Genomic DNA, 23964 nt, shown 5'->3' on the forward strand with positions numbered 1-23964 from the left:
CCTTCGGCTTCTTGCCGAAGAAGGCCGCGACGTCGTCCACATAGGCGATGGCCGGGAGATCGGAGAGCATTGCGCGGCCTTCGCAGGCCCACGGGGGTCCTTCCCCGTGGGACCGACAGGGCTCCATGGTCCGCACGCTGCTTGTGAGGGATGTCGCGCCGTCGCGCGCCGTCACCAGCCGGCCCGCCTCGTCCCTCATCACGCCCTCACCCGTGAAAGCACCCCGGTGCTCCCGCCTGTCCTCGGCCCCCGCCCGACGCCCGCATTGCCGCGTCATCGCGGAGCCCCTCCACCTGCTTGCAAAGCAACGGGACCCCTTCGGCGTTCGCCATGCCGTTAATCGCTTCCATTCCATCCTCCATGCATTGCCGGGCGGCACACCCTCGTAGCATCCACGCTATTCCGCTTGCCCAGCTCCATGGCCTTGGAGCCGTCGGTTCGACGCCAATTCCGGCGATCAGGTGAGCTGCCAAGCCTCCCCATGTTGCCGAGAAGGACTATCTATCTAGCGTAGACCCTGCTCATACCTAATTCCCCACGCACGTTCAAGCAGATCCGACCCAGCCCGGCCACCTCGTGCCGAAGCGCACCCGTGCTGAGGTGCGGGCGCGGTAGGACTCGCCTTCGATGACGAGGTCGTAGGAGTTGCTGCTGAATCGATCGGCGGCGGCTTGGGAGCGCACGGGAGCGACGAAGGTGGCGACCACTCGTCGGGGCCACGGTTGGAGGTGACGATGATCGAGCCGCCACGGTGCCGCTCGGTGAGGATCTCGTAGATGTCGCGTCGCGCGTGGCGCAATGAGGTGAGCATGCAGTCGCAGCGGCGCGCGAGGATGCTATGGCCGCGCCAGCAGACGGCGGCGCCGAGCGCGTGGGCGAGGAAGGTCTTGCCGACGCCGACCGGTCTGACGGGGGCGCGGACGGCTCGATGAAGCGCAGCGAGCACAGCTCGGCATCGAATCGGACGTTGGCGGTGGTGTCCCAGGCCTCGATCTGGTGCGCCGGGTCGAGGCTTGGGCAGCCGCGAGATCGGGCAGGCGCTTGTCGGCGAAGCAGTCGTCGCGGACACCAGGATCGCCCGCTCGACATGGGCCTTGCCCTTCGGTCGACGCACACGCGCGTCGATAAGCCGCGCGTCTGCGCGTACTCGCGGGAAGGCCGGAGTCGACGCCGATGACGATCGCCCGCGTGTTGTCGACGACGAGCGCGCGGAAGATGCCGCCGTAGAAGGCCCATGCGGCCTCGCAGGCGGATCGCCTCGGCCGTGGTCTCGCGCTCGTTCGGATAGACGATGCAGTAGCGAGACACGTTCGGCGTGAAGACGAAGGCCTTGCCGGTAGCCCTGCAGCCGCTACCGCATAATCAGGGCCTCCCACCGCGTCGGCGAAAATCCCGGGCTGGCGGAGCACGCACGCCGACCTGCCCGGAAATAGCGCGACGAGGTTGTCAGGTTGTCCGCGCGCCATGCGCTGCCTCGATACAGCCACAACTCTGCGGCTGGAGGCCCGATTGACCAAGGACAACCTCTGCGATCGAGGTTGTCCTGAGGCGTTCGTGGTCGTGCCCGGGAATTGCCGTACGCGTTTGAGGCGATGCCTGCCACGAGATGGGTCATCCGCGGTACGGGGTCAAGGGGCGGAAACCAGATGGAGCCCTTACACCCCCGGCTTGGGCTGCCAGTAGTCGGGAGCCTCGTAGGCTCGGCGGTCACAACGCTTGACGCTCCGCCACCCGAGACGCTCGAGCTTGGGCCCGAGCTTTGTGCGGTCGCCGTGGGTCGTTTTACCATCCTTGCCCGACCCGATCCTTGCCCCCTCCACGATCTGGTCGGCGTTGAGCCGCCGGCTCGGCTGGCTGTTGAGCCACGCGACGAGCTTCTCCATGACGGGATCGTCGACTTCGAACTGAGCGGCATCGGCGTCTTGCCGCTGTCGTTCCTCCGGCGTGAGCCACCACGGACACTCGGAATCGCGCCGACCACGCTGCACCCATGCGCGATACTCAGCGACGAGCTGGCCCCAGAGGGCGTCACGGATAGGCCCGAGCAGCTCGACTTGGATTGGGACACGGATCGAGATGCACAGGAAGCGCCGGCTTCCTGTCGGATCGCTCAGGATCTGGACCTGGTTCGAGGTCCCGAACAGCACCGAGGCCCTCGGAAACACGCCAACCTGACGTGCGTAGGGCGGGCGGAAGGTGTCTGCCTCAAGGGAAAGGAAGGCTTTCCACTCCGTGAAGTCTTTGGAGAAGGAACCTCTCTCGATCTCGGGCACCTCGTGGATCCAGTGAAGCCGCATCGACATCACAGAGTCCTTGTCGAGCCTTCTCATGTCCGGAACGCCGCACCATGTTTTCACCGGGACGAGCGCCCGGACGAACGAAGACTTGTATTGACCCTGAGTCGTCCCGGAAAAGACGAGCATCAGGTCGGCCTTGCAGCCCGGCTCGAAAGCCCGCGCGACTGCCGAGCGAAGCCACTTCCGGAGGTAGATCGTATACAGGCCGATCTGCTCCGTGGTGTAGCCGTTGGCCTCGGTGATCCCCACGACCTCGGAGATCACGTGGGGGATCAGGTCGGTCTGCCCATCCCATTCGGGGAGCGCTCGCAAGTAGCTCTCCACGGGATTGCAACGGCGCTTGCGGGCGATCGCATCAACGGCGTCCTCGACCAAGTCCCGCCCGGCATCACATCCGAGGTCCGCAAGCGCGAGCCGGATGTTGCTCATGAAGTCATCATCGACTGCGCGGAGTTCCCACGGGCGACTCTCGTTTAGAACTTCGCTTGGAGCGACTGTCATCACGTCGTACACGAGGCGCCGCCCCAGGTGCTGGTGCAGGAGGGTGAACACAGCCTTGTACGCGGGGCGGAAGGTCCCGTCCTTGTTGATGTACCGTGCCAAGTCGCTATTGCCGCTGGTCTTCTCGGCGATCAAGGCTTCTTTCGCTGCACGTTTTGCTACCCCTTTGGCCCACGACTTCTGATCCTTTGGGCCGATGCCCAGAGCCCCCGCGACTCGGTTGGAAATTTCGTCCCACAGGTCGGGGTCATGGGCGGCAACCGCGGAAAGACCGGTCTGGTCCAGCACCGATGAACGATCCCGATCAAGCACGCTGGGCGGAATTTGCATGATCAAGAACTCGGTGCTCTGCACTGAGGATGCAACCAGTTCTTCCAACTTTGCGCGCTGGGCCTTGGTTACGTCGTCGGGCCAACGGGCGGGAGCAAGGGGGTCATCAGCGGGGTCAGCGCCAGGAGCTGCCTGAGAGACCTCGTCATAGACATCCTTCAGCACATCGGCCAAATCGACTCTGCGGTCATCCCGAGAAGCAAGGCTGATCACGTGGATCGAGCGCGCCAAGTCCTTGTTCCTCTGCCACATCGCTGCAAGGAAGAGAGCCATCCCACGGTCACCCAGGCCCGTCGCATCATCCTTGCGGTCCTTGTTCTCGTGGTTCCTGCCGAAGCATGCGAAGATCGGCCGACGATGCTTGGCATGCGCCGACAGTATTGGCGAGGAGGTCGAGCTGCTTCGGATGAGCCGTTGGACCAACAAGCGCGATCGACGCGAATCCTGCCTGTTCGGCAAGGATCGCATCCAGGACGTCCTCGCACACGATGATGGGCGTGGCCTTGTCCGCGACCTCGACGACTTTGCCCTTCTTGTCGTCCGGATTCTCGAAGTCGATGTCGGCCGACACTTCGATGACTTTCGGCGAATGGGCCAGCGGGTAGGTCTTCCGCGCATGGGTCTTGGCCAAGAATCGGTACTTCGGCGCTTCCTCGCCATTGCGCAGCTGGGCGGGGCTGACTTCCTGGCCTGCATGGCGCGCCCGCTCCCAGAAGAGCTTCCGTCGGGAGACCCGCAGTCCAATCCAGGTGCGGATGAAACCCTTCGAGTCCCGAAGCGGGACCATGGCGCAATCCGCGAGGATCGGCCGGAGTGGATGGAGGTCGGGATGACGATCTTCGATGTCGTTCTGAGCCTGCTTGCTGTTCGGAGTGGAAGACACCCCTTCCGCGGCCGGAGTTTTTCGGCGCGGCGCAAAGAGGCCGCTGCGGACGAGGTCCAAGTCATTGAGCTCGCTCGCCCAGGGCGACCGCAGCTCTAGCTGCGCCGGCATGTAGCCGATGCACCAGCGCGCGAGGGTGGAAGGGAGGATGCCGCGGGAGGCGCCAAACACGTCGAGGCCCGGGGCAGCCCTGTCGACCTGCCCGGCGAGCATGCGCGCGATGTGCTCGTCGATCCGACGAAGCGCATCTTGCTCTGCATCATTGATTGATGTATTCGTAGAAGAGGGCCCGGTGGTCATGGCACTGTGCTCCTTGAGAGGCTCGCCCAGGACCGGCGAGCCTTTCGTCTTGGGTCAAGTTGTCAGATTCGAGGGGCAAGGGCCGTCGCCGACGTCGCAGGACGGGGCGCTCGGCACCACTCGAGGGGCGCCGTCGGAGGCGTCGAGGGGTCCGGAGGACGCTTTGAGACCTTCTTCGGCGGCATCTTCAAAGAATCCGGCCCGTTGCGGATGCTGGGAACCGAGCCGGCGACATACGAGTTGCTTCTGTTCGTCGACATGCTCGGGTTTCAGCGCTTCGGGAGGGTGGTGGAGGTGGTCTCGAGCCATTGCGCAATGGCCGAGGATGTGATGCGGAGGTCCCGCCCAGTGGGCCTGGAGGCGAGCAGTCGGCCCTCACGGATCGCTTTCCGCAAAGTCGTGTGGTGGAGGCGGCAAGCATCCGCAGCCTCCTGCAAGGTCATGATGGGGGGAAGGTTCCCGGTGTTGTCCTGCGACATACTCATCCTCCTATGCTTCTGCTTCGCGCCTATCTTTCGCAACGACGACGTGAAGCACGTCGCCAGCTCAGGCCGCGATCAAAGTCCGACAAAGGCCAGGAACCTCGCTATGGAGAGCGACGCGACCAGCGCAGGTGACTCAGATGCGGACACAAGACACCGCGGGTCACGTATGCGCAGGCTGAGGAAGAATGTCAACTGTTATTTGCTTGTCCTCCCTCGAGCCCACACTCTTGTGATCAGTGTGTATCGGCATCGGATCAGGACAATGAATGCACCGAACACCCGTCTGGCGCTTGTGAGTAGCTCGTCGCTGTCGCGGAGCAGTAACCCGAGCGCGCCGATGCCGGCGGGCCATCTGCCGGGAGGCGAGCGGCGACAATCCGAGCCAACACCGAGCTGCCGCTGTAGTAGTTCGTTCGGGCCGGCAGCCGCAAACGAGCCCGCCGAGGCCGGCGGCTGATCCGCTACGACGACGCCGGAGCGAACAACACCAGCGAGACCTGCAGCTGACCGCAAGAGGCGGCCTTCTCCAAGCTCGGCGGTACAGCGACCAACATCGAGCCCCCGCTTATCGGTAGTTCGTGGCTCCCAAAACTCGGCAGACCGAGCCTCCCGAGGCCGGCAACCGATCCGCTGCGACGACAATCCAAGCGACACCCTGGACAAGGTCGATCGCCGAGGTTGTCCGTCGTCAATTCGGGCGCCCAAGCAGCAGAAGTCGGGCTATCTCGATGAGCGCGTGGCGCGCGGACAGCCTGACAGCCTCGCGCGCCCTTGGGCAGGAACTTCCTCCTTCTCTCTTCAAGGGGGCGCGAACAGGCAACACTGGACCGGCGCGGCGCGTGGGGGACTTGAGGTGTCAGCCGAGCGGTCCATGAAACTCGGCGAGCGGCGGATCGTCGAGGTCGGGGTCATAGATGCCGAGGCCGTCGAAGCATGCGCCGATCTCGGGTGTGAAGTGACCGCTCGCGCCGGCCATCCGGGCGCATCCAGAGAGCAGCGCGAGCACCTCCTCGAAGAGCGGCTGCTCGAGGTCTCCGTCGCAATACACGAAGGGAGAGTCGCCCGCGAGCTTGGCGGGGACGTCGACCTTGTACCTGCGGTCGTCCTGCACCTTCGCCAGCGCGACCGCGAAGTGCAGCGACACCGCCATGATCGCCGGGCCGCTGCTGTGCCCGGCGACCGCGAGCGTGTGCTCTTGCGCGAGCTCGAGACGCGCCCCGTACTGCCGCCAGTACCGCCGGAACAGCCGCTCCGACCGCTCGCGGCGGCGGACCTGCTCGCGGTACTCGGCCTCCCAGCGCGCGACGCCGGACACGTGCTTCCACTCCTCGACGAAGAAGCCGAGGTCGGCCGGGAACTCGAGCGCGATCAGCCGTTCGATCGCCTCGTCGGCGACCATCGTCGCGGCCTGCCCGAGCGCGGACCGCAGGGCGCCGCGGCGCCACGGGGCAACCTCGCCGAGGTCGAGGCGCTCGCCAGCGCGGAGCGCCGCGGCGGCGTGGTCCAGCGCGGCGCCGAGGAGCTCGCGGTTCCGCGCCCGCGGCACGATCAGCTCGACCTTGGCCGGTCCGCACCTGATTTTGTCGCGGCGCACGACCGCGACGTCGACGCACAGGCCATACCGCGCGCTCGCGCAAGAGCGTCGCCACAGCACCGCGGCGAGCTCGGACTCGGCGATGATCCGCAGGTCGCGGGGTCCGTGCGCCGCGTGCTCGGCGAGGTACCGGCGGGCATGCTCGGCTCGCTGCGAGTCGTCCGCGAGCTCCGCGCCTCGTTGCCAGAAGAAGAGCGCGGCCGCCCGTGGCTCGCGGCGCGCCTGCGTCGATTCGTACGCGGCGAGAACCCCCCGCGCCTCGTCGTCGCGGCCGAGCGCTCGCCAGAATTGGTATGACCGCCGCAGCGCCCATCCGGCCTCGCGCGCGTGCGGCTCGGCGATGGCGAACGCCGCGAGCATCCGCGCGGCGTCGGCGAAGCGGGCGCTCGAGGCCGCGATGAGAGCGTCGCCCAGGGCGGGGATCCGGCGGGCAGTCGACGGGGTATCATCGGGGGCGACCGCGTCGGCCTCGGCGGCGTCGAGCGCGACGGCGGCGTCGAAACCCGCCGCGATCTCGCGTGCGGCGCTTGGGTACGGGGCCGCGAGGAAGTACCCGCGCTCGAGCAGGACTGCCGTCGCCAACAGGAGGGCGTACACGCAGGCGAGGAACGAGCGACGGCAACAGTCGGCTCGTGGGAAATTCGCGCGCAGGATGTCGCGGAAGAGCTGGCGTGCTGTGGGCCCGAGACAGTCGAGCGGGCCCAGTGTGGCGAGGTGTGCCAGCAGGCCAGCCCTTTCCGCGTCGCCGGCCTGCGGATGTCTTCGAGCGCGATGCTCGGGCCCCGCGCTGCTGCCGCGGCCCTTCGCCAGCGCCGCGGCTGACCGCATCCTGCACCAGTCCGTCCTCGTCATGGGGAGGCAAGACCTGCCGGAACCCGCGGGCCGCCGCCGCGCAAGTGCTCCACGTGATCCGCTTGTATGTACGGCGGCGCCAGGGCCGTCGTCGCGGAGCAGACCCTCCATGCCGACTGCCCCGATCCGCTTGCGAAGCACGTGCTCGACAGCGCCGGTGGTAAGCTTGGGGCGCGTGCGGGCTTGAGGGCAGCCTGACGCGGGATAGAGGCCGGGGCAGCGACCGAACCGGCCCCGACGACCTTGTTGTGAGCTCGCCGGGAGCTTCGACACGGCAGCACTGCAGAGGACTGAAAAAACCTGCCGCGAGCCGCGCCGCGCCGCGGTGACCTGCAGGACGCCGCGGTGACGACCTCGAAATTCGGTGGATTCTGCGAGGTTAACGCTCGACGCCAGCGCGTCGATGGGGCGCGGACGAGCGGCACCCTCACTCGGAGGACGAGGACGTAGCCGCGGCCAGGACCTCGTTCTCGGCCGAAATGGTTTCGCGCGGTTTCACTGGAACCTACAGAGCCCAAGCGCGGCGGTAACCTCCTCGATAAGTCCGAGTGGTCGGTGAACGACGAGCTCGACTGTGAGCGGCTGCAGGGGAACTGCTTCGACTACCCCCGATTGACGGACCCCGTCCGGGCCGCCGAACGCGCCGCCCCGGCGGACAGACCTCTGAATCGAACGGGCGCCGATTGGCGTCATAAGGCACGAAGCTGGAGGCGTGCCTGGCTCTGGGGGGGATTTTGCTAAAAAAGTCCAGATACTTACAGAGACCCCAGTCGATGACCTTGATCGTCCTTGAGGCACCGAGCTCCTGCACGCCGACGGAGCCCGCCCGGGGCAACTACCACTGCTGCGGCGCGAGCGCTCGGGCTTGCGGGCAGTTATTCCGCCGAGGAGCGCCTGTACCGGCGACTCGACGGGGCGCGGGATCCGGTCGAGACAGACGACGTAATTCGGATCAACCCCCTCGACGGAGACCTCGGATACAGGTCAGCCCTGCGAGGCATCGATCGCCACCCACGCATGCGCAGCCCGCCTAACCCGGGGTACAGTCGGTTCCGGTCTCCGCGCCAGTCTCCGTGCCCGTTGTGACCCCCGAGGACAAGGTTGTCGTCGCAGTGGCGCCAGAATCCCCGCCTGGGTCAGCTTCGCTGCAAGGCAGACCGACAAGACAGATACTCAACATCCGATGACCTTTTCAAAGCAACCTCGCACTCAGGCAAGGGCGCAAGGGCTCGGGGGAAGTGCCCTGGTCGGGACGACCAGCCGACGAAACGGCAATGGAGTCAGCGAGTGGGATCATCCTGCCCAGGAACCGATGAACCGGTGGGCGTGGAGGTCTTCCGCCCCCGCTTGCGAGTCGGGATCGTCGGTTCGGGTAGCACCTCAAGGATCCGCTCGCCGAACGCCTTGATGAGGTAGGGCCGGATCTCGAGCAGGCCGAAGCCCTGCTCGCGGTACTTGCGGACGACCTTCGCCAGCTCGAGCGCGATCCTGGGCCACTTCGAGACGATCCCGCGGCCGCGGCTGCTCTGCGGCCGGGGTAGGAGGCCAGCTCGGCCCCACTCGAGCAGCGACTTGCGGTCGACGCCAGCGACCTCGGAGAGCTCCTCCACGAGGACCCAGTCCTTCGGGACCAGCTTCGGCTTCCACGAGTCCTCGTACATCCCCACGCGCAAGATAGCGCGCGGGGAGCCGCCCAACAAGATCAGAAAGTCCTTGACGGGAGAAAATTGTGGTCTCTAATGGTTCCTATTTTGAGACAAGAAAGATGCCTCATGGACGCGTTCAATATCGCTCTCGATTGTCCTACGGGCCGTGCCTACCCGCGGAGTTCCCATGACCGACCCGCTCCTCTGGTACCTGCGAAAGCAGCCGCTCTTCGCCGACCTCCACCCCTGTCGCTTGCGGCAGCTCGCCGACGCGGCCGAGTGCCTCGAGCTCGAACGCGGCGCGCCCGTTTACGCGCCCGGCGACGTAGCCGACCGGCTGTACGCCGTCGTCGGTGGCCGCGTGCGGCGCTACCAGCCCACGCCTCGCGGCGGCATCACCCTCGGCTACCACGGCGCCCGACAGTGCTTCGGCGAGGAATGCGTCCTCATAGACATGCCGCGAGCGGCCTTCGCCGAGGCCTCGCTCCCATCGAAGCTGCTCGCGTTCCCGCGGCCTGTCATCGCCCGCGTCATGAACGCCGACCGGAAGTTCCGCGAGCGCCTGTACGTGCTCATCGGCGGGAGGCTCCGCAGCGCGGAGGCCCGCATCGTCCTCCGGCTCCGCGCCCCGCTCGTCGAGCGCACCGCCAGCGCCCTGCTTGAACTCGCCAGCCCGCACCCGCACCGCACGGGTCGCCTCCAGATCGCGCCGGCCCTCTCGATGGCCGAGCTCGCGGACTACGTCGGCACTTCGCGGATCACCATGTACGACGTCATCGAGACCCTCGCGGACGCGGGCGTGATCGGAAGCGACGGCCACGCGCACATCATCGACCCCGACGCAGTGGCCCGCCTTCTTCACCCTCAGGAGGTGCAGCATGAGCTCAACTGATCCACAGCGCGCCGCGCTCGACCACGCTCTGACCTTCGCCGTGTACGTCCTTGGCAGCCGAGCCGCCGCGCTCGCGGCCCTCCGGCGCGCCATCGAGAGCGCTTCGGACCTCGAGCGCCTGGTCGACATCGACACGCTCCTCCGTCTCGTCCGCGACGCGATTGGCCGGGCCCCCGGCGCCCGCTCCCGGCCGATCGCCGAGGCGCTCCCCGCCGTGTGGAACGGCGAGCAGACGCGCGAGCTACCGCCCGAGCTCTCCGCAGACCCGGCCCGCTCCGCCGCCCTTGTTGGCGCCATGCGGCGGATCTGTTTCACTGCCGTCCTCCGCTCGGTCGCCGAGACACCGCGCTGCGCCTTCGTCCTTCGACACGTCCTCGGCCTGTCCGACGAGTCGGTCGGACGAATTCTCCAGACCAAACCTGGCAACCTCACGGTTCTCCGGGTCAGGGCCCGTCGGCCGATCGAGCAGAGCCTTGGGCCTCACTGCGAGCATTTCGATCCCGGTAATCCATGCACCTGTGGCAGCAGACTCGGCCTCGCCATCGCTGACGGCTCGATCTCTACAGCTGACATCGCACCCGCGACCGATCCCACGCCGTCCTGCAGCGGTGAGCTCGAGAGGCTCTTCCGCACCCTCCCGGTCCACCCGCTCACCGACGCCGAGGCCGCGCCCCTGCTCGCGCAACTTCGAGCCGCCTGACCCCCCCGGCCCAAGGTCCGACGCCAACCGTGGTTGCGACACCAACCATGGTTGGATCCCAGGCCCCCGTCGAGTTCCCCCGAGACAACAATCTGTTCCCGGCCCGCGGCTTGCACCTCCGCGGATAACCCCACGACCCCGCGCGCCGCCGCGCACTCTCTCTCGAATCGTTCGTGACCTGTATGCAGCTACTCCGGACAGACCCACGATTCGCAATCGGACAGGCCCCGCTCGCCTCGGCCACGTTCGGCTTCCTATGTGACGATGGCCCACTTGTCGACTGGCGGGTGCGATCGTTCGAGCTCGATGAGCAGCTCTCGCAGCCGTACAAGCTATCGCTCGAGCTCCTCACCTCGATCATCAGCGCCGACCCCGGTCAGCTCCTCGGCGCTCGCTGCACCCTCGAGATCCACCGCGGTGCCGATGGCCGCGTCGTTCACGGACTCATCACGCGCGTGCGGATGCTCGGCATCACCTCCGGCCATCTTCGCGTCTGGGTCGAGGTCGGGCCTGCGCTCGCGCTCCTGTCCCAGCAGTCCGATACTCGGTTTTGGCAGGACAAGACGGCCGCGCAGATCCTCCGCGAGGTTCTGCTGGTGCCCCTCCGCGAGCTCGGGTGCGCTCTTGAAATGCGGCTCGATGCGGCCGATCTCGCTACCCGCGAGTATTGCGTCCAGTACCGCGAGAGTGACCTCGACTTCGCCGCGCGTCTCATGCACGAGGAAGGGCTCGTCTACTACTTCACGCACGCGCCGGGCGAGTCCACCGAGGCCCTCGTCATCGTCGCCTCGACCACCAGCGCCCCGGAGTTGGTCCACGCGCTCCCGGCGGTGCCCTTCGTGGCGCGACATACCGGTACGTGCCACTGCCAGACACCGCGTCGTTCGACTGGCAAGCCTGTCTCGGTACCACCGCGGTCACCCTGCGCGACTGGGACTGGCAGACCACCGAGGGAGTCCCTGTCGAGCGCTCGCGCGACGGCCAGGACATCCGCGGCAGGGCCCGTGGCCACTTCGAGCATGACGAGCGCCGCATGCACCGCGACGAAGGCGCAAGGCGAGCCCTCCTCGCGCTCGATGAGCACGGAGTGCGGAGAGGCTGCGGCCGGGGCGAGAGCGACGTCGTCGAGATGCTCCCCGGTCACGTCGTCGCCCTGCACGGCCTCGAGCGTCCCGACCTCGACGGTGAATACCTGCTCGTCCGCGTCACCCACCGCGGCGACGCTCCCGACGAGGAGCAGCGAGCGCCCGACGCCGCGCGCTCGTCCCGCTACACCAACACCTTCGAGTGCATCCCCCGCACGACCCCGTTCCGCGCCCAGCTCGCCCCGCCGCGCCCGCGCGTATTCGGCCCGCACACCGCGATCGTCGTCGGCCCCGCGGGCGAGGAGATCCACACCGACGAACACGGCCGGATCAAGGTGCGCTTTCACTGGGATCGCCGCTCGCCACCGGACGACACCGCGTCGTGCTGGATCCGCGTCGCCCAGGTCGCGGCCGGGGCAGGCTGGGGCGGCCTGTTCCTGCCGCGCGTCGGCATGGAGGTCCTCGTCGAGTTCATCGACGGCGACCCCGATCGCCCGCTCGTCACGGGCTGCGTCTACAACGGCCTCCACCGCCCCCCGTATCCGCTGCCCGACCAGAAGACGCGCAGCACCCTCAAGTCCGAGAGCACCCTGGGCGGCGGCGGCTTTAATGAACTGCGCTTCGAGGACGCCAGGGGCAGTGAGGAGCTGTTCCTCCACGCCCAGCGTGATCTCAACGAGGTCGTCCTCCACGATAACGCCCGCACGGTGGGCCGTCACCAGAACTTCAGCATCGGCGCCGACCAGCACGTCTCGATCGGCGGCAATCAAGCGATCACCGTCGCGGGCAACCGCGCTCTCATCGTCGAGAAGGGCGACGCGACCACGACCATCGCCGCCGGAAAGTGTACGACCACCATCCACGGCGACCGCGCAGTCACGGTTGAGGCCGGCGACTACACTCTCGCCGTACAGGCCGGCACCTACACGGCGACTGTCCAAAAGGACATCAAGATCGAGTCGGTGGCGAGCAAGGTCGAGGTCGTCGGCAATGACACCGTGGTGCTCGTCTCGACCGCGAGCAACATCGCGGTCGCCGCACACAACCAGGCCCAGATCGTCGCCGAGACCGAGTCCCTCACGCTCCAGGGCCACACCGACGTCGCCCTGAGCTCGGACACGACCAGGGTCGAAATCAGCGCGCCGAACGAGGTCCGCCTCTCGAGCCCGCAGACCGTCGACATCAGCGGCGCGACCCTGCGTCTCACCGCCCTCGAGAAGATCGTGCTCACCGTCGGGGCGAGCAGCGTCACGATCGAGCCCGCCGGCATCACCGTCTCCTCTCCCAAGATCACCAGCGCAGCGATCGGCACTCACGAGATCTGCGGCGCGATGATCAAGCTCAACTGAGGTCATCATGCAGCCCGCCCTCGCCGAACTCGAATTCGTCGTCAGCGCATTCGTCGAACGCGACCTGCCGGGCGTGCTCGTCGTCGCCTGCAACGACGTTGAGGCCCTTCACGTCGCCCAGCCTCACCCACCTCGACGAGCGCTCGGAGTCCGACCTCTTCCTCACCTTCACCGGCAGCGGTGCCACCGCCGCCGCGTTTGTCGACAGTGTGGCCGAGAACATGGCGCTCCAGCGGGCGAGCCTCGCCGAGCAGCTCGGCCCGGGCGCCGCGCTCCCGGCGTTACCGCCCCTCGCGGGCGCGCCGGCGAGGCGCATGCAGGCGCTCATCGCCCACATTCTCGGCTTGCTCCCCCGAGGCGATCATCGGCTCGTCTGGTCGCTGATCCTGTCCGAGATGCCGCCCGACTTCGCGGCGGAGCTCGCTGAGCCGCTCCTGTGCGCCGCGCACGATCCTCGCGTCCGTATCGTGCTCCGCGTCGACCACGCCCCGACGGGGATCTTCGAGTTCGCACAATCGTGGCCCGACGAACATGTCCTTGCGTACCGCCTCGAACTCCCGGCCGGGGACGACGTCGCCTCCGCGACCCTCACCGCCCAGAACCCGGAGAGCCCGGCCGAGGCCCGGGTCCGGGCGCTGATGGAGCTCGCCTACCTCGACTTCGGCCACGGCCGCCTGGCAGACGCCGAGCAGAAGTTCCGCGGTTGCGCGAAATTCTACGCACTCGCACAGAACGGCCCTCTCGAGGCCCTCGCGCTCGCGGGCGTGGCCGACATCCTGCGGGCCCGCAATAACCTGTCCGCCGCCCGCCTGACCTACGAGACAGCGCTCCTCAAGATCGCCCCGACCCAGGGGTTCCCTGTGACTTTGCAAATCGCTGTCGCCCTCGCCGACACCTGCATGTCCCTGCAGCGGTTCGCCGATGCCGAGGGCGCCTATCGGCTCGCCGATGCGCTTGCCGACGCGCTGCTGCGTCCGCACATCCGAGCCGACGTCCAGGAGTCGCTCGGGGCGTGCCGCCTGGCGCAGCGCGACGAAGCCGGGGCCGTACAAATCTGGACCCGGGCAGCGGAGCTCTGCCGCGCGATCACCTACCCAAAGCGCCTGCACAGCCTCCTGGCCCGTCTCGCGGTCCACCATGGGCAGCTCGAAGGGCAGGTCGTCCACACGCGCCTGCCGGAGGTCCGGCCATGCTGATCGTCAGCGGCAAGGTCCGCCCCGGGCCGGCGGCATCCATCCCGGCGGACGGCACGGGCAGGATCCTCGAGAGCACCCTGAAGAGCGTCCTTGCCGAGAAGGCCTCCCCGTTCAAGTCGCCGGAGACGGAAGCCGAGAAACAGCAGCGCGCGAACGAGAGCCCGCTCGCCACGGCCACCCGGCTGATCGGCGGCGGCCTCGCGGCGCTTCAAACACCGCTCGATCTCGTCAACACCGGCTTCGCCATCACCACAGCGCCGCTCGCAAGCGTTGTCCCCCCATTGCCCGCCGCGACGCTGACCTCGCTTCACCTCGGAACGCCGCACCTGCACTCGCACCCACCTGCCATGCCGACGCCGCTCCCGAGCCTCGGCCCGGTGATGCTCGGCGGCTGCACTTCCGTACTCATCAACGGCGTCCCCGCGGCGCGGGCTGGTGACCTCGGCATGTCGATCACCTGCGGCTCGCTCGCGCCGCCGTTCGAGGTCATGACCGGATCGAGCAAGGTGTTCATCGGCGGTGCCCGTGCGGCGCGAATGCTCGACATCACCCGGCATTGCCAGCCTCCCGCGCCGCCAACTCCGCCGCCCGGCGTCGCCGCGAAGGTCGTTTCCGGTGCGATGGCCAGCCTCCCGCTCGCGCTCGGCGCCGCTGCGACCGTGGTCCAGCGCCAGCAGTCGGCGCAGAGCGAGCAGGAGAGCCGCGAGTACGCGGCCGCGGGCGACACCGCGATGGCCGCCGCGATGGCCGAGGTCAGCGCCGGCCAGGCCCTCTCCGCGAGCATGCAGGCCGCGCAGACCGCCGCCGACGCCGTAGCGCTCGCGGCCCGCCTCGTCATGGGCAAGGACCCCGGCACGCCGCCCTGCTTCGGCGCGATCATCAGCGGCTCGTCCAACGTGCAGATCGGCGGCTTCCCGATGCCGCCCTGGCGCGTGTCCTTGAACGCGCTCGGCAAGCTCGCCCGCGGCCTCAAGGCCAAGATCCGCAACCGCAACCTCGCCGACAAGCTGCACGCCTGGGCGAACCGCAATTTCAAGCCCGGCCGGATCAGCAACGCCCTGCACAAGGGCTTCTGCTTCCTCACTGGCCACCCAGTCGACGTGATCGCCGGCCGCATGATCACCGCTGACGTCGACTTCGAGCTGACCGGCCCGCTCGCCTTCGGCTTCGAGCGCAACTACAGCTCCACCTGGAGCGCCCGGGACTCTGTGATCGGCCACGGCTGGTCGCACAGCCTCGACCAGGCCGTCTGGCTCGAGAACCACCAGATCATCTACCGCGCCGAGGACGGCCGCGAGATCTGCTTCGAGCTCCCGCGTGGCACCCGACTCGACCGGCCGCTCCGCCGGTTCGACCCTCACAACCGCCTGACCCTCGCAGGCGACGGAACGGGCCGCTACACCATCGAGGACGCCGCCGGCCGCACCCACGATTTCGCGCCTGTCCCCGGGGACACGTCGCCCGAGCGCGGCCATGCGCGCCTGATCGCCATCCGCACGCTCGCCGGTCACACGATCACCTGCGAGTACGACGACCGCGCGCGCCTCACCGGAGTTCGCGACAGCGCCGGCCGCGAGTTCCGCTTCACCTACGATCGAGCCTCGCGTCTGCACCGCGTCTTCGCGCCGCACCCCGACCACGAGGACCTGGTCCGTCAGGTCGAGTACCGCCATTCGCCCGAGGGCGACCTCGTCGAGGTCATCGACGCGCTCGGCCACGCCACCCGCTACGCCTATCACCACCACCGTCTCGTCCGCCACACGCTCCGCACCGGGCTCAGCTTCCACTTCGAGTACGAGGGCCCGGACCCAGAGGCCGCCTGCATCCACACCTGGGGCGACGGTGGAATCTATCATCATACCCTCGTCTATGACAAGGAGCGCCGCGTCACCGTCGTCACGAACTCCTGCAAGGAGTCGACGATCTACGCCGCCGGCGGACGCGGCGAGGTCGTGCAGATCACCGACCCGCGCGGCGGCGTGACCCGCTTCGAGTACGACGAGCACCTGCGCAAGGTCGCCGACATCGACCCGCTCGGCCACGCGACCCGCTACGAGTACGACGCGCGCGGCAACTGCATCTGCATGCTCGGCCCCGACGGCGCCGAACTCCGCGTCGAGTACACCGCCGCCGGCCTTCCGATCGCCACCATCGACGCCCTCGGCGGCCGCTGGCGCTACACCTACGACCACAAGCAACGCCTCGTCACGCGCACTGACCCGCTGGGCCAGACGATCACCTACGTCTACGAGGGCCTGCACCTCGCGTCCGTCGCCGATCCCGCGGGCCGCGTCCTCCGCCTCGTCCATAACCCCGCGGGCGACCTCATCCGCGCGCACCTCCCCGACGGCACCGCGCAGAAGTGGGCCCACGATCGCCGCGGGCGCCCCATCGAGCTGACCGACCTCCGCGGCAACATCGAGCGTCGCCGCTACGACCTCATCGGCCGCATCGTCGCCGTCGAGCTTCCCGACGCCGACCGCCGCGTCTTGGATTACGACCCCGAGGGCAACATCCTGCGGATGCGCGACCAGCACCGCGAGGTCCGGATGACCTACGTCGGCATGGGCCGCCTCGCCACGCGCACCGAGGCCGGCACCACCATCCGCTACACCTACGACACAGAGGAGCGCCTGCTCTCGATCATCAACGAGGCCGGCGCCGTCTACCGCTTCGAGCTCGATCCCTGCGGTGACATCAAGGCCGAGTACGGCTTCGACGGCATACGCCGCCTCTACCAGCGCGACCTGGCAGGCCGTGTCACCGAGGTCTTCCGCGCCAGCGGCCTGCGCACCGTCCACGCCTACGACGCCGCAGGCCAGCTCACGGCAGTCTTTCACTCGGACGGCAGCAGCGACACCTTCACCTACCGGGCCGACGGTGCCATGCTCGAGGCCGTGCATCAGGAACGCGAGGCCGAGCCGGTCGTCGTCCGCTTCGAGCGCGACGCGCTCGGCCGCGTCGTCCACGAGTGCCAGGGCGAACACTGGGTCATGCAGACCTTCGGCGCGGACGGCGAGCGCCGTCGCCTGCGCTCTTCGCTCGGCGCGCTCGTCCAGATCTCGCGCGACGCGATGGGCGCCGTCACGCGGCTCGAGTCTGGCGAGCGCGCGTGGCCGGCCGACTTCGAGCGCGAACCAGGCGGACTCGAGGCGCGGCGCGAACTGCCCGGCGGCATCAGCTCGCATTGGCGCCGCGACCAGCTCGGCTTGCCCATCGAGCACACCATCCAGCACGTCACCCCGGCGCGGCTCGGCGCTGCCCCGCGGACGTTCGCGCACCACCGGCGCCGGCACACCTGGAGCCCCAGCGCGCGCCTGCGCCGCGTCGACGACATCTACCGCGGCCCTGTCGAATACGAGCACGACGAGCGCGGCTACCTGGTTTCGGCGACCTATCCGCAAGGACACGTCGACCTGCGGCTTCCGGACGCCGCCGGCAACCTCTTTCACGACTACGAGCGTCAGAGCCGAACCTACGGCCCGGCCGGTCAACTCCTCGCCGCCGACGGCATGACCTTCGAGTACGACCGCGAGGGCAACCTGCTCAAAAAGACAGACAAGGACGGCGGCGTCTGGACCTACCGCTGGACCGCGAACGGCAACCTCGCCGAGGTCCGCCGGCCCGACGGCGAGCGCGTCGCCTTCGTCTACGACGCCCTCGGCCGCCGCGTCAGCAAGACCTTCCGAGGCCGGCATACGCGCTGGATCTGGGACGGCGACGTCCCGATCCACGAGTGGACCGTCCCGCTGGACGCCAGCGACCTGGCCGCCCTGAGCCCGCCCGACCCCGAGGAGGAGCAGCGACTCTCACGCGTCTCGCCGTACTCTCTCGACTACCGACCGCCGCGCCCGACTGACCCCGAGGTGCTCACCTGGATCTTCGAGCCCGACACCTTCACGCCCGTCGCGCGCCTGTCCTCGCGCGAGCGCGACGCCGCCAGCCTGATCGCCGATCACCTCGGCACCCCGATTGCCGCCTTCAACACCCTCGGCCGCCTCGTGTGGTCCGCCGAGCTCGACATCCGCGGCCGCTTCCAGGAAGTCGAGGGCGCCCGCCACTTCTGCCCGTTCCGCTACCCCGGCCAGTACGAGGATACCGAGACCGGTCTCTACTACAACCGCTTCCGCTACTACGACCCCGACGCGGGCCAGTACATCAGCCAGGACCCGCTCGGTCTGGCTGCCGGCCTCAACTTCTACCAGTACGTTCCCGACCCGCTGAGCTGGTTCGACCCCCTCGGCCTCATCATTGTCTACCACTACACGAACGAGGCGGGCTTCAAGAGCATCCAGAGCTCGGGGGGCAAGGGGATTTGGAAGTTCAATGCCTCGTGGCCGCCGGGCGGCCGCCCCTACGGGTTCTACGTCACCAGCAAGTTCGACCCGTCGCAGACGAGGGAACTGCACCGCACGGGGATCTCCAGGGACAAGCACACCCACTGGTTCGCCATTGAGGTCGACGACGCGAAGTTCAAGGACCTCTTCAAGAATCTGGACGGTGGTCGCGGCAAGACCGGAATATCGCTCTACCACCCCAAGCACATGGAGGTGCCGAGGGTGTCCGACAACGACTGGATGAGTGAGAAGAACCGCCGGTCGCGCACGGTGCGGCAGGCTGGCTGTGGAAAGGTATGATCCATGCCCGAGGGCTACGACCACGATTTCGAGGTGCCGCCCGGCGCCTTTCGCACAATCTTTCGCAGACTCGCCGCGCGATGGCCCGAGGGCATCGCTCAACTATACGGCGGCGTGCTGATCCCTTTCGCCGCTGTCGCCGATCGCGCTCTAGACACCCTCGGCGATGGCTTTTCGGCCTATCGAAGCGCCGCGGCGCGCGAGCGTTCCCACGACGAGGGCGGCTTCGTAGATGCCGATGGCGAGTCCTTTCTCGAGGTCCTTCTCGTACACTGCGACACGACGCGGCTGGAGATCGACCTCGTCTTCGACAATAATGGGTCGCCCGCGTTTTCCCTGGTCGTCCACGAAGCCGTGGGCCGCGGCATCTCCAAGGCCCTTCGGGCCAACGCCTCCCCGCGTGGAGGCCCATGAACCGCGCATGGCACGCTCGCACGGTTGACACGCTGAACCCCTACCTTCTGGGAGACGCGGCAGGTCGGGAGTGTGCAGACTTCATCGCTCTCGCCTGCTGGCACCGGGTCCGTTACGAGGGTGAGCCGCACCTGACCTATACCCAGCCGCCGGGACGGTTGACCGTGGCCGACGGCAGGCTCAAGTTCGAGCCCGACGACGCGGGGCCCAGCCCGAAGGTTCAACCATGGTGACGGAGATGCATGCCTGGCGACTTTCGCGCGGCCTTTGGCCAGCTCGCCGCGCGACGGCCTGAGGGGATCACGCTCTCTCGCTGACTCGAGTGATGGGTATGTTCGCCAAGGTAATGTAGCCGCCGATCTCGATCCTGTCTGCGACTCTTCGACCACTGGGGAAGAGCACCGAGACTCACGCCTGGGGACTTTCGCCGGCAATCACCGGCTGGTCGCTCGCCTGGGCGAGGGCGGCATGGCAGCGGTGTACCGAGGCGAACACCGGGACATCACGGGCGCCGTCGTCGCCGTGAAGCTCCTGGACCGACGTCTCGCGGCGACGCCAGGCATAGCGCGCCGGTTTCTGCGTGAGGCGCAGGCTCTGTTCGAGCTCATGGGGCGGAATCGCCACATCCCGCGGGTCCTCGACTACGGCAGGACGAAACGCGGCGAGAACTACATGGTCATGGAGTACCTGCATGGTCTCGATCTTGCGCAGGTTCTCCAGCGCGAAGGGCCCTTGCCGTGGCCGCGCGTGGCGAGGCTCGCCCTCCAGCTCTGCGACGCGCTCGCCGCCGCACACGCGCGCGACATCCTTCACCGCGACATCAAGCCAGCCAACTGTTTCCTGGTGGAGGAGGACAGGGTCGAGGTCGTCAAGCTGATCGACTTCGGCGTGGCCAAGGATCTGCGAGATGTCGCCGACCCGACCGCGGTCGGTACGATTGTCGGTACTCCCGCTTATCTCGCGCCCGAGCTTCTCATCGACGGAGCCCAGCCGTCTGTCCAATCGGACATCTACTCCCTCGGCGCGACGCTCTACCGCCTCCTCGCCAATCAATCACACGTGGCCGGCCAGACCTGGCAGGACATCGCCTATCAGCTGCAGTTCGCACAGCTCCAGCCTCCGAGCGCCCATCGCGGCCCAGATAAGCCGCTCCCGCCCGAGGTCGATGCGCTCGTCCTCCGAGCATTGGATCGCGAACCCGCCCAGCGCTTCGCCAGCATGCTCGAGTTTGCGGATGCGGTTCGCGCATGCATGCCGGGGACGATGCCTAGCCGGCGCCCGCGAGCTGCAGCGCGGACGACCTACCTGCGCCGTGCCTTCGCGCTGGGCATCGCGCCGCTGGTCACGATAGGGACGCTCGCTGTCAGCGATCCGCCCGCGGCAGAGCCGGCCGACGTCGTCCTTGCGATCAGGGTCGTTCAGCCCGAAGGCGGGCTCCGAACCGCACACTCCGTCGAGGCGTCATCCGCCAAACGGGCGGCAAGCGATGACTTGCAGCATCCCGCGCCCGGGGTCCAGGCGAAGCCGCGGGGCGAGGCGGGCGATGGTGCGTCACGGGCTGCGAGACCGGACCCTCTCCAGCGCCGACGCGCTCCGGCGCGACCTGGGTTCAGTGAGGAGCGCCGTCGAGGTCTGTGCCGCGCGACACGGCGGCAACCTCGTCGCGGAGCTGGCCGTGCGAGTGCAGGTGAGCGCCGACGGCGTCGGGGAACGCGTGACGCTGTCGGAGCCGAGCAGCCCGGCGCTCATTACCTGTGTGACGCGCGCAATCCAGTCGCGCCGCTACACGCCTGGCCCGGCTGCGGAGACCGTGCGCCACGTCTTTCGGTTCCGCCAGGGATGAGGCACACGGCCCCCGCGGCCACCTCAACCTGGTCTTGCACCACGTTCTTCTCCACCACCTGGATCTCGCTCATGTCCTGCGATACGCTCATTCTCGTGCGCTCCGCCATCTTCCTCGCCGCCGCCATCCTCGCCGGGCCGCTCGCCTGCGGAGATTCGGCGCCCGGGCAGCCATGGACGTCGACCAGCCTCACGACCAACCCAACGATGCCCGGCTCGACCAGCTCCTCGAGCAGTTCGGGCGAGGACAGCACCAGCACCAGCACCAGCACCAGCACGTCGACCTCGACCTCGTCCGGCTCCGAAACGACGCTCGCGCCGCCGCCCGACATGCCGGGCTTCGACACGCTCGAGCCGGTGCCCGAGGGGTGCGAGAAGATCGACCTGCTATTCGTCCTCTGGGACGGCGGCAGCAGTGACGCGGGTGCGCAGGCCGAGGCACGGGAGTGGGCCGAGGAGGACGCCGCCCGCATGATCGGGCTCGCCGACGCCATCTCGGCCGAGGCCGCGAACTACGACCTGCACCTGATGGTCACGACGATCACCCCCGACTTCACGACCACGGGGGACAAGTTGTGCGGTCTGGACTGCGACCCAATCACGATGCCGTGCGACGAGGTCCCGGAGCACGTGTGCATGGAGAGCTGGGAGGAGTGCGACTGGGCCGTCGGGAGCGGGGTGGTCTTCCCACGCGGCACCGGCGCGAGCAACAAGTTATGCCCGACGACCGACGGTCGGCGGTTCGCGCGCAGCCAGGATCCGCAGTTTCCCGAGGCGATCGACTGCCTCCTCCGCGTCGGCCGGAGCGGTACGGGCGAGGGGTATGTGGCGACTACTCCGATGGCAGCGCTCAAGCCCGAGATGGTCGCCGACGGCGGCTGCAACGCCGGCTTCCTCCGCGACGACGCGATGCTCGTGGTCGTGATCGTCTCCATGTCCGCCGGGGGCGGGGATACCGGCACGCCGGCGGAGTGGGCCGAGAACTTGCTGGCGCTCAAGGGCGGCTACGAGGACGGGGTCGTCCTCGTGATGCTCACGAACGGGATTCCGCCCGAGCCACAGTGCGGTGACTTCCCGACGAAGCTCAGAACGTTCGCCGAGCTCGTGCCCCACCATGTCCTCGGGTGCGTCACCGCCCCGGACTTCACGCCGTTCGTCACCGCGGCGGTCGACAAGATCGACGCGGTCTGCGACCAGTTCATCCCGCCGGGCTGAGGCTCAGCCCTCGAACCCGCGCAGCCACGCTTGCCGGATGGTGACGGGTTGGCCGTCCTTGACGGTCTGGATCGTCTCGTACCCGACGACGAGGAACGTGTCGAGCGCGTTGACGCGGATCGCATGCGGCGCATCGTTGCCGTGGAAGAATCCGGTGAAGGTCTTCGGCCACACCTCGTCCTCGCCGTTCACGTTCCAGCCATCCGCGGTGTACTGCTCGATCCAGATGTCGTCCTTCTCCACTGGATCGGACCTGGTCGCCGCGACCATCACCGGCCCCGTGCTCAGCCGCGCGAGCGACTGGCCGACGAAGTCGTCGCCAAGGGCCGGCTGAGTGTACGCGTCGACGTTGGCGGGATCGGTGAGATCGAAGTGGACGAGCCGCGGTCGACGAGCCTGGTCGAATTGACTCCACCAACCTGCGACTGCCACCAGGCCATCTGGGGTCACGGTGATGTCGCCGTACCCTTCGCTCTCGGGCTGCGTCAGCGTCATCATGAACGGCCAGCCGTTGCCCGGATCCTTGACGATCTGGTGGTTCGCGCCGACCAGCGCCACGATCCCGCGCGACAAGCCCAACTTCGGATCCACCGCTCGCCCGGCGATGAGCGAGCTGCCGTCCGGCAGCGCGACGATCGCCTCTCCCGCATCGAGCTTGAGGTCCCCAGGCGCGAGGGAGTCGTACTCGTCGGCCGCGAAGTGCGCCAAGTGCGTCTCGCCTTCGCTGAAGGTGAACGCCCGATACGTGAGGATGGAGTTCGAGCCTGCGAGGCGGTAGCCCGTGATGCGGACCTGGTGGTCGACCGTCACCGCGACGTCGTTGCCGACCTCGCCGAGGTAGTTGTCCTCGTTCTTGGCGATCACGAACGACTCGTGCGTCTCGTCGACCACGCCGGTCCAGAGCAGCGGCGACAGCCCGTCCTTGATCCACGATCCCGTCAGCGCCGCACGGTGGGGATCGTCCGGGAACACCTCGATGCCCGAGCACGTCCCGTAGAAGCCGGGACCGCGCGAGATGAGCTCGTTGAACAGGATCGCGCCGTCCGGCCCGAAGTGCGCGACCCACATCGAGGCCTCGCCGGCGCCGTCGCTGTCGTAGCCGCAGACCCACCACGAGCCGTCTGGCGCGGCCGAGGCGTCGAGCGCCTCGGTGCTCCAGTTCTTCGACGGCATCAACACCGACCACGCCTCGGACCCCGACTCGGGCAGCGTCACGCCGATCACCTTCTCGTCGAAGACGACGTGCCCCACGGTGTCCTCGCACTCGGCGCGCACGGTCCGCGGGCCGTCCTCGTCGGTCGACTTGACCGGCCACTTCGCCTCGAAGGGCGGCGCCGCGACGGTGGCGAGCAGCACTCCGTCGACGGAGAAGCGCACCTCGGCCACCGCGACGTCGTCCTCGCACGTCGCAGCGAGGTCGACGAACATGGCCGATTGGACATCCTCCGGCGTCACCGAGAACTCGAGCGCCGGCGGCAGATCGAGCTGCGCACCGGTCGACGTGCTGGCGTCGGACGTCGGCCCCGACCCGCCGTCACCGCCGGCCTCGGCTGCCGAAGTCGTGGGGCTCCATCCGCCATCGGTCGTCGGTATGCCGCCGGTCGAGTCCGCGGCCGAGGTGTCCCAGGTGATCCCGTGCTCGTCGATCAGCTCCTGGATCGCCTGCTCGACGTTGCACGCAAGCGCGAGCGGGATGGCCAGGGCGAGGATGGTCTTGTCGGTGGAGATCATGACGGACCTGCTGTG

Annotated in this window: 17 protein-coding genes and 2 pseudogenes; 10 read left to right on the top strand and 9 right to left on the bottom strand. The window is 68.0% G+C overall.

Annotated elements, in window-relative coordinates; all coding sequences use genetic code 11:
* Positions 1-545: 545 nt before the first annotated feature.
* From OV079_RS49200 to OV079_RS49220, 6 genes are all read right to left on the bottom strand, one after another.
* A complete protein-coding gene (locus OV079_RS49200) occupies positions 546-683 on the bottom strand; it encodes a hypothetical protein (RefSeq protein WP_267777256.1) in 138 nt (45 codons plus the stop codon).
* 972 nt (positions 684-1655) lie between these two features.
* The gene (locus tag OV079_RS49205; protein WP_267777258.1) at positions 1656-3359 is read right to left on the bottom strand and encodes a VapE domain-containing protein; all 1704 of its coding nucleotides are present in this window, start codon (positions 3357-3359) and stop codon (positions 1656-1658) included.
* A 67-nt stretch (positions 3360-3426) separates the two neighbouring features.
* Complete coding sequence (locus OV079_RS49210; protein ID WP_267777261.1) at positions 3427-4311, bottom strand: hypothetical protein; 885 nt, start codon at positions 4309-4311, stop codon at positions 3427-3429.
* A gap of 269 nt (positions 4312-4580) precedes the next feature.
* A complete protein-coding gene (locus tag OV079_RS59945; protein ID WP_420829467.1) occupies positions 4581-4796 on the bottom strand; it encodes a helix-turn-helix domain-containing protein in 216 nt (71 codons plus the stop codon).
* 856 nt (positions 4797-5652) lie between these two features.
* Complete coding sequence (locus OV079_RS49215; RefSeq protein WP_267777263.1) at positions 5653-6972, bottom strand: hypothetical protein; 1320 nt, start codon at positions 6970-6972, stop codon at positions 5653-5655.
* Positions 6973-8522: 1550 nt separating this feature from the next.
* The gene (locus OV079_RS49220; protein WP_267777265.1) at positions 8523-8942 is read right to left on the bottom strand and encodes a MerR family transcriptional regulator; all 420 of its coding nucleotides are present in this window, start codon (positions 8940-8942) and stop codon (positions 8523-8525) included.
* Between the two features lie 133 nt (positions 8943-9075).
* On the opposite strand from OV079_RS49220, the gene OV079_RS49225 reads away from it, so the two are divergent.
* From OV079_RS49225 to OV079_RS49240, 4 genes and pseudogenes are all read left to right on the top strand, one after another.
* Positions 9076-9780 carry a Crp/Fnr family transcriptional regulator gene (locus tag OV079_RS49225; RefSeq protein ID WP_267777268.1) on the top strand — a complete coding sequence of 235 codons (705 nt, stop codon included), beginning with the start codon at positions 9076-9078 and terminating at the stop codon, positions 9778-9780.
* Positions 9767-10480, top strand: coding sequence for a hypothetical protein (locus OV079_RS49230; protein WP_267777270.1), 714 nt, complete (start codon positions 9767-9769; stop codon positions 10478-10480). Before OV079_RS49225 ends, OV079_RS49230 begins: the two co-directional genes overlap by 14 nt.
* Positions 10481-10662: 182 nt before the next feature.
* Positions 10663-11274: pseudogene (locus OV079_RS59950) on the top strand (contractile injection system protein, VgrG/Pvc8 family); the annotation flags it as partial.
* A gap of 65 nt (positions 11275-11339) precedes the next feature.
* Positions 11340-12914 (top strand): type VI secretion system Vgr family protein, encoded by a 1575-nt coding sequence (locus tag OV079_RS49240; protein WP_267777272.1) that lies wholly within the window; start codon positions 11340-11342, stop codon positions 12912-12914.
* On the opposite strand, the gene OV079_RS49245 is transcribed toward OV079_RS49240, so the two are convergent.
* Positions 12907-13137, bottom strand: coding sequence for a hypothetical protein (locus OV079_RS49245; protein ID WP_267777274.1), 231 nt, complete (start codon positions 13135-13137; stop codon positions 12907-12909). The two genes, OV079_RS49240 and OV079_RS49245, sit on opposite strands and share 8 nt — an antisense overlap.
* Positions 13138-13228: 91 nt before the next feature.
* Here OV079_RS49245 and OV079_RS49250 point away from each other — a divergent pair, with 91 nt between their 5' ends.
* The 4 genes and pseudogenes from OV079_RS49250 to OV079_RS59955 all read left to right on the top strand — a co-directional run.
* On the top strand, positions 13229-14110 hold the full coding sequence (locus OV079_RS49250) for a tetratricopeptide repeat protein (RefSeq protein ID WP_267777275.1): 882 nt from the start codon (positions 13229-13231) through the stop codon (positions 14108-14110).
* Complete coding sequence (locus tag OV079_RS49255) at positions 14104-18747, top strand: RHS repeat-associated core domain-containing protein (protein WP_267777277.1); 4644 nt, start codon at positions 14104-14106, stop codon at positions 18745-18747. The genes OV079_RS49250 and OV079_RS49255 overlap by 7 nt, the downstream gene beginning before the upstream one ends.
* 3 nt (positions 18748-18750) lie before the next feature.
* A complete protein-coding gene (locus tag OV079_RS49260) occupies positions 18751-19161 on the top strand; it encodes a hypothetical protein (RefSeq protein WP_267777278.1) in 411 nt (136 codons plus the stop codon).
* Between the two features lie 468 nt (positions 19162-19629).
* Positions 19630-20316, top strand: a pseudogene (locus OV079_RS59955) (serine/threonine-protein kinase); the annotation flags it as partial.
* Here the strand turns inward: OV079_RS59955 and OV079_RS49270 are convergent.
* Positions 20215-20610 (bottom strand): hypothetical protein, encoded by a 396-nt coding sequence (locus OV079_RS49270; RefSeq protein ID WP_267777283.1) that lies wholly within the window; start codon positions 20608-20610, stop codon positions 20215-20217. The pseudogene OV079_RS59955 and the gene OV079_RS49270 sit on opposite strands and share 102 nt — an antisense overlap.
* A 94-nt stretch (positions 20611-20704) precedes the next feature.
* Here OV079_RS49270 and OV079_RS49275 point away from each other — a divergent pair, with 94 nt between their 5' ends.
* Complete coding sequence (locus OV079_RS49275) at positions 20705-21004, top strand: hypothetical protein (RefSeq protein ID WP_267777285.1); 300 nt, start codon at positions 20705-20707, stop codon at positions 21002-21004.
* A gap of 95 nt (positions 21005-21099) precedes the next feature.
* The gene (locus OV079_RS49280; protein ID WP_267777288.1) at positions 21100-22218 is read left to right on the top strand and encodes a hypothetical protein; all 1119 of its coding nucleotides are present in this window, start codon (positions 21100-21102) and stop codon (positions 22216-22218) included.
* Positions 22219-22221: 3 nt separating this feature from the next.
* Here OV079_RS49280 and OV079_RS49285 read toward each other — a convergent pair whose 3' ends face one another.
* Positions 22222-23949 carry an Ig-like domain-containing protein gene (locus tag OV079_RS49285; RefSeq protein WP_267777291.1) on the bottom strand — a complete coding sequence of 576 codons (1728 nt, stop codon included), beginning with the start codon at positions 23947-23949 and terminating at the stop codon, positions 22222-22224.
* Between the last annotated feature and the right edge of the window lie 15 nt (positions 23950-23964).

The sequence above is a fragment of the Nannocystis pusilla genome, assembly GCF_026626665.1.
Taxonomy (GTDB): Bacteria; Myxococcota_A; Polyangia; order Nannocystales; family Nannocystaceae; genus Nannocystis; species Nannocystis pusilla.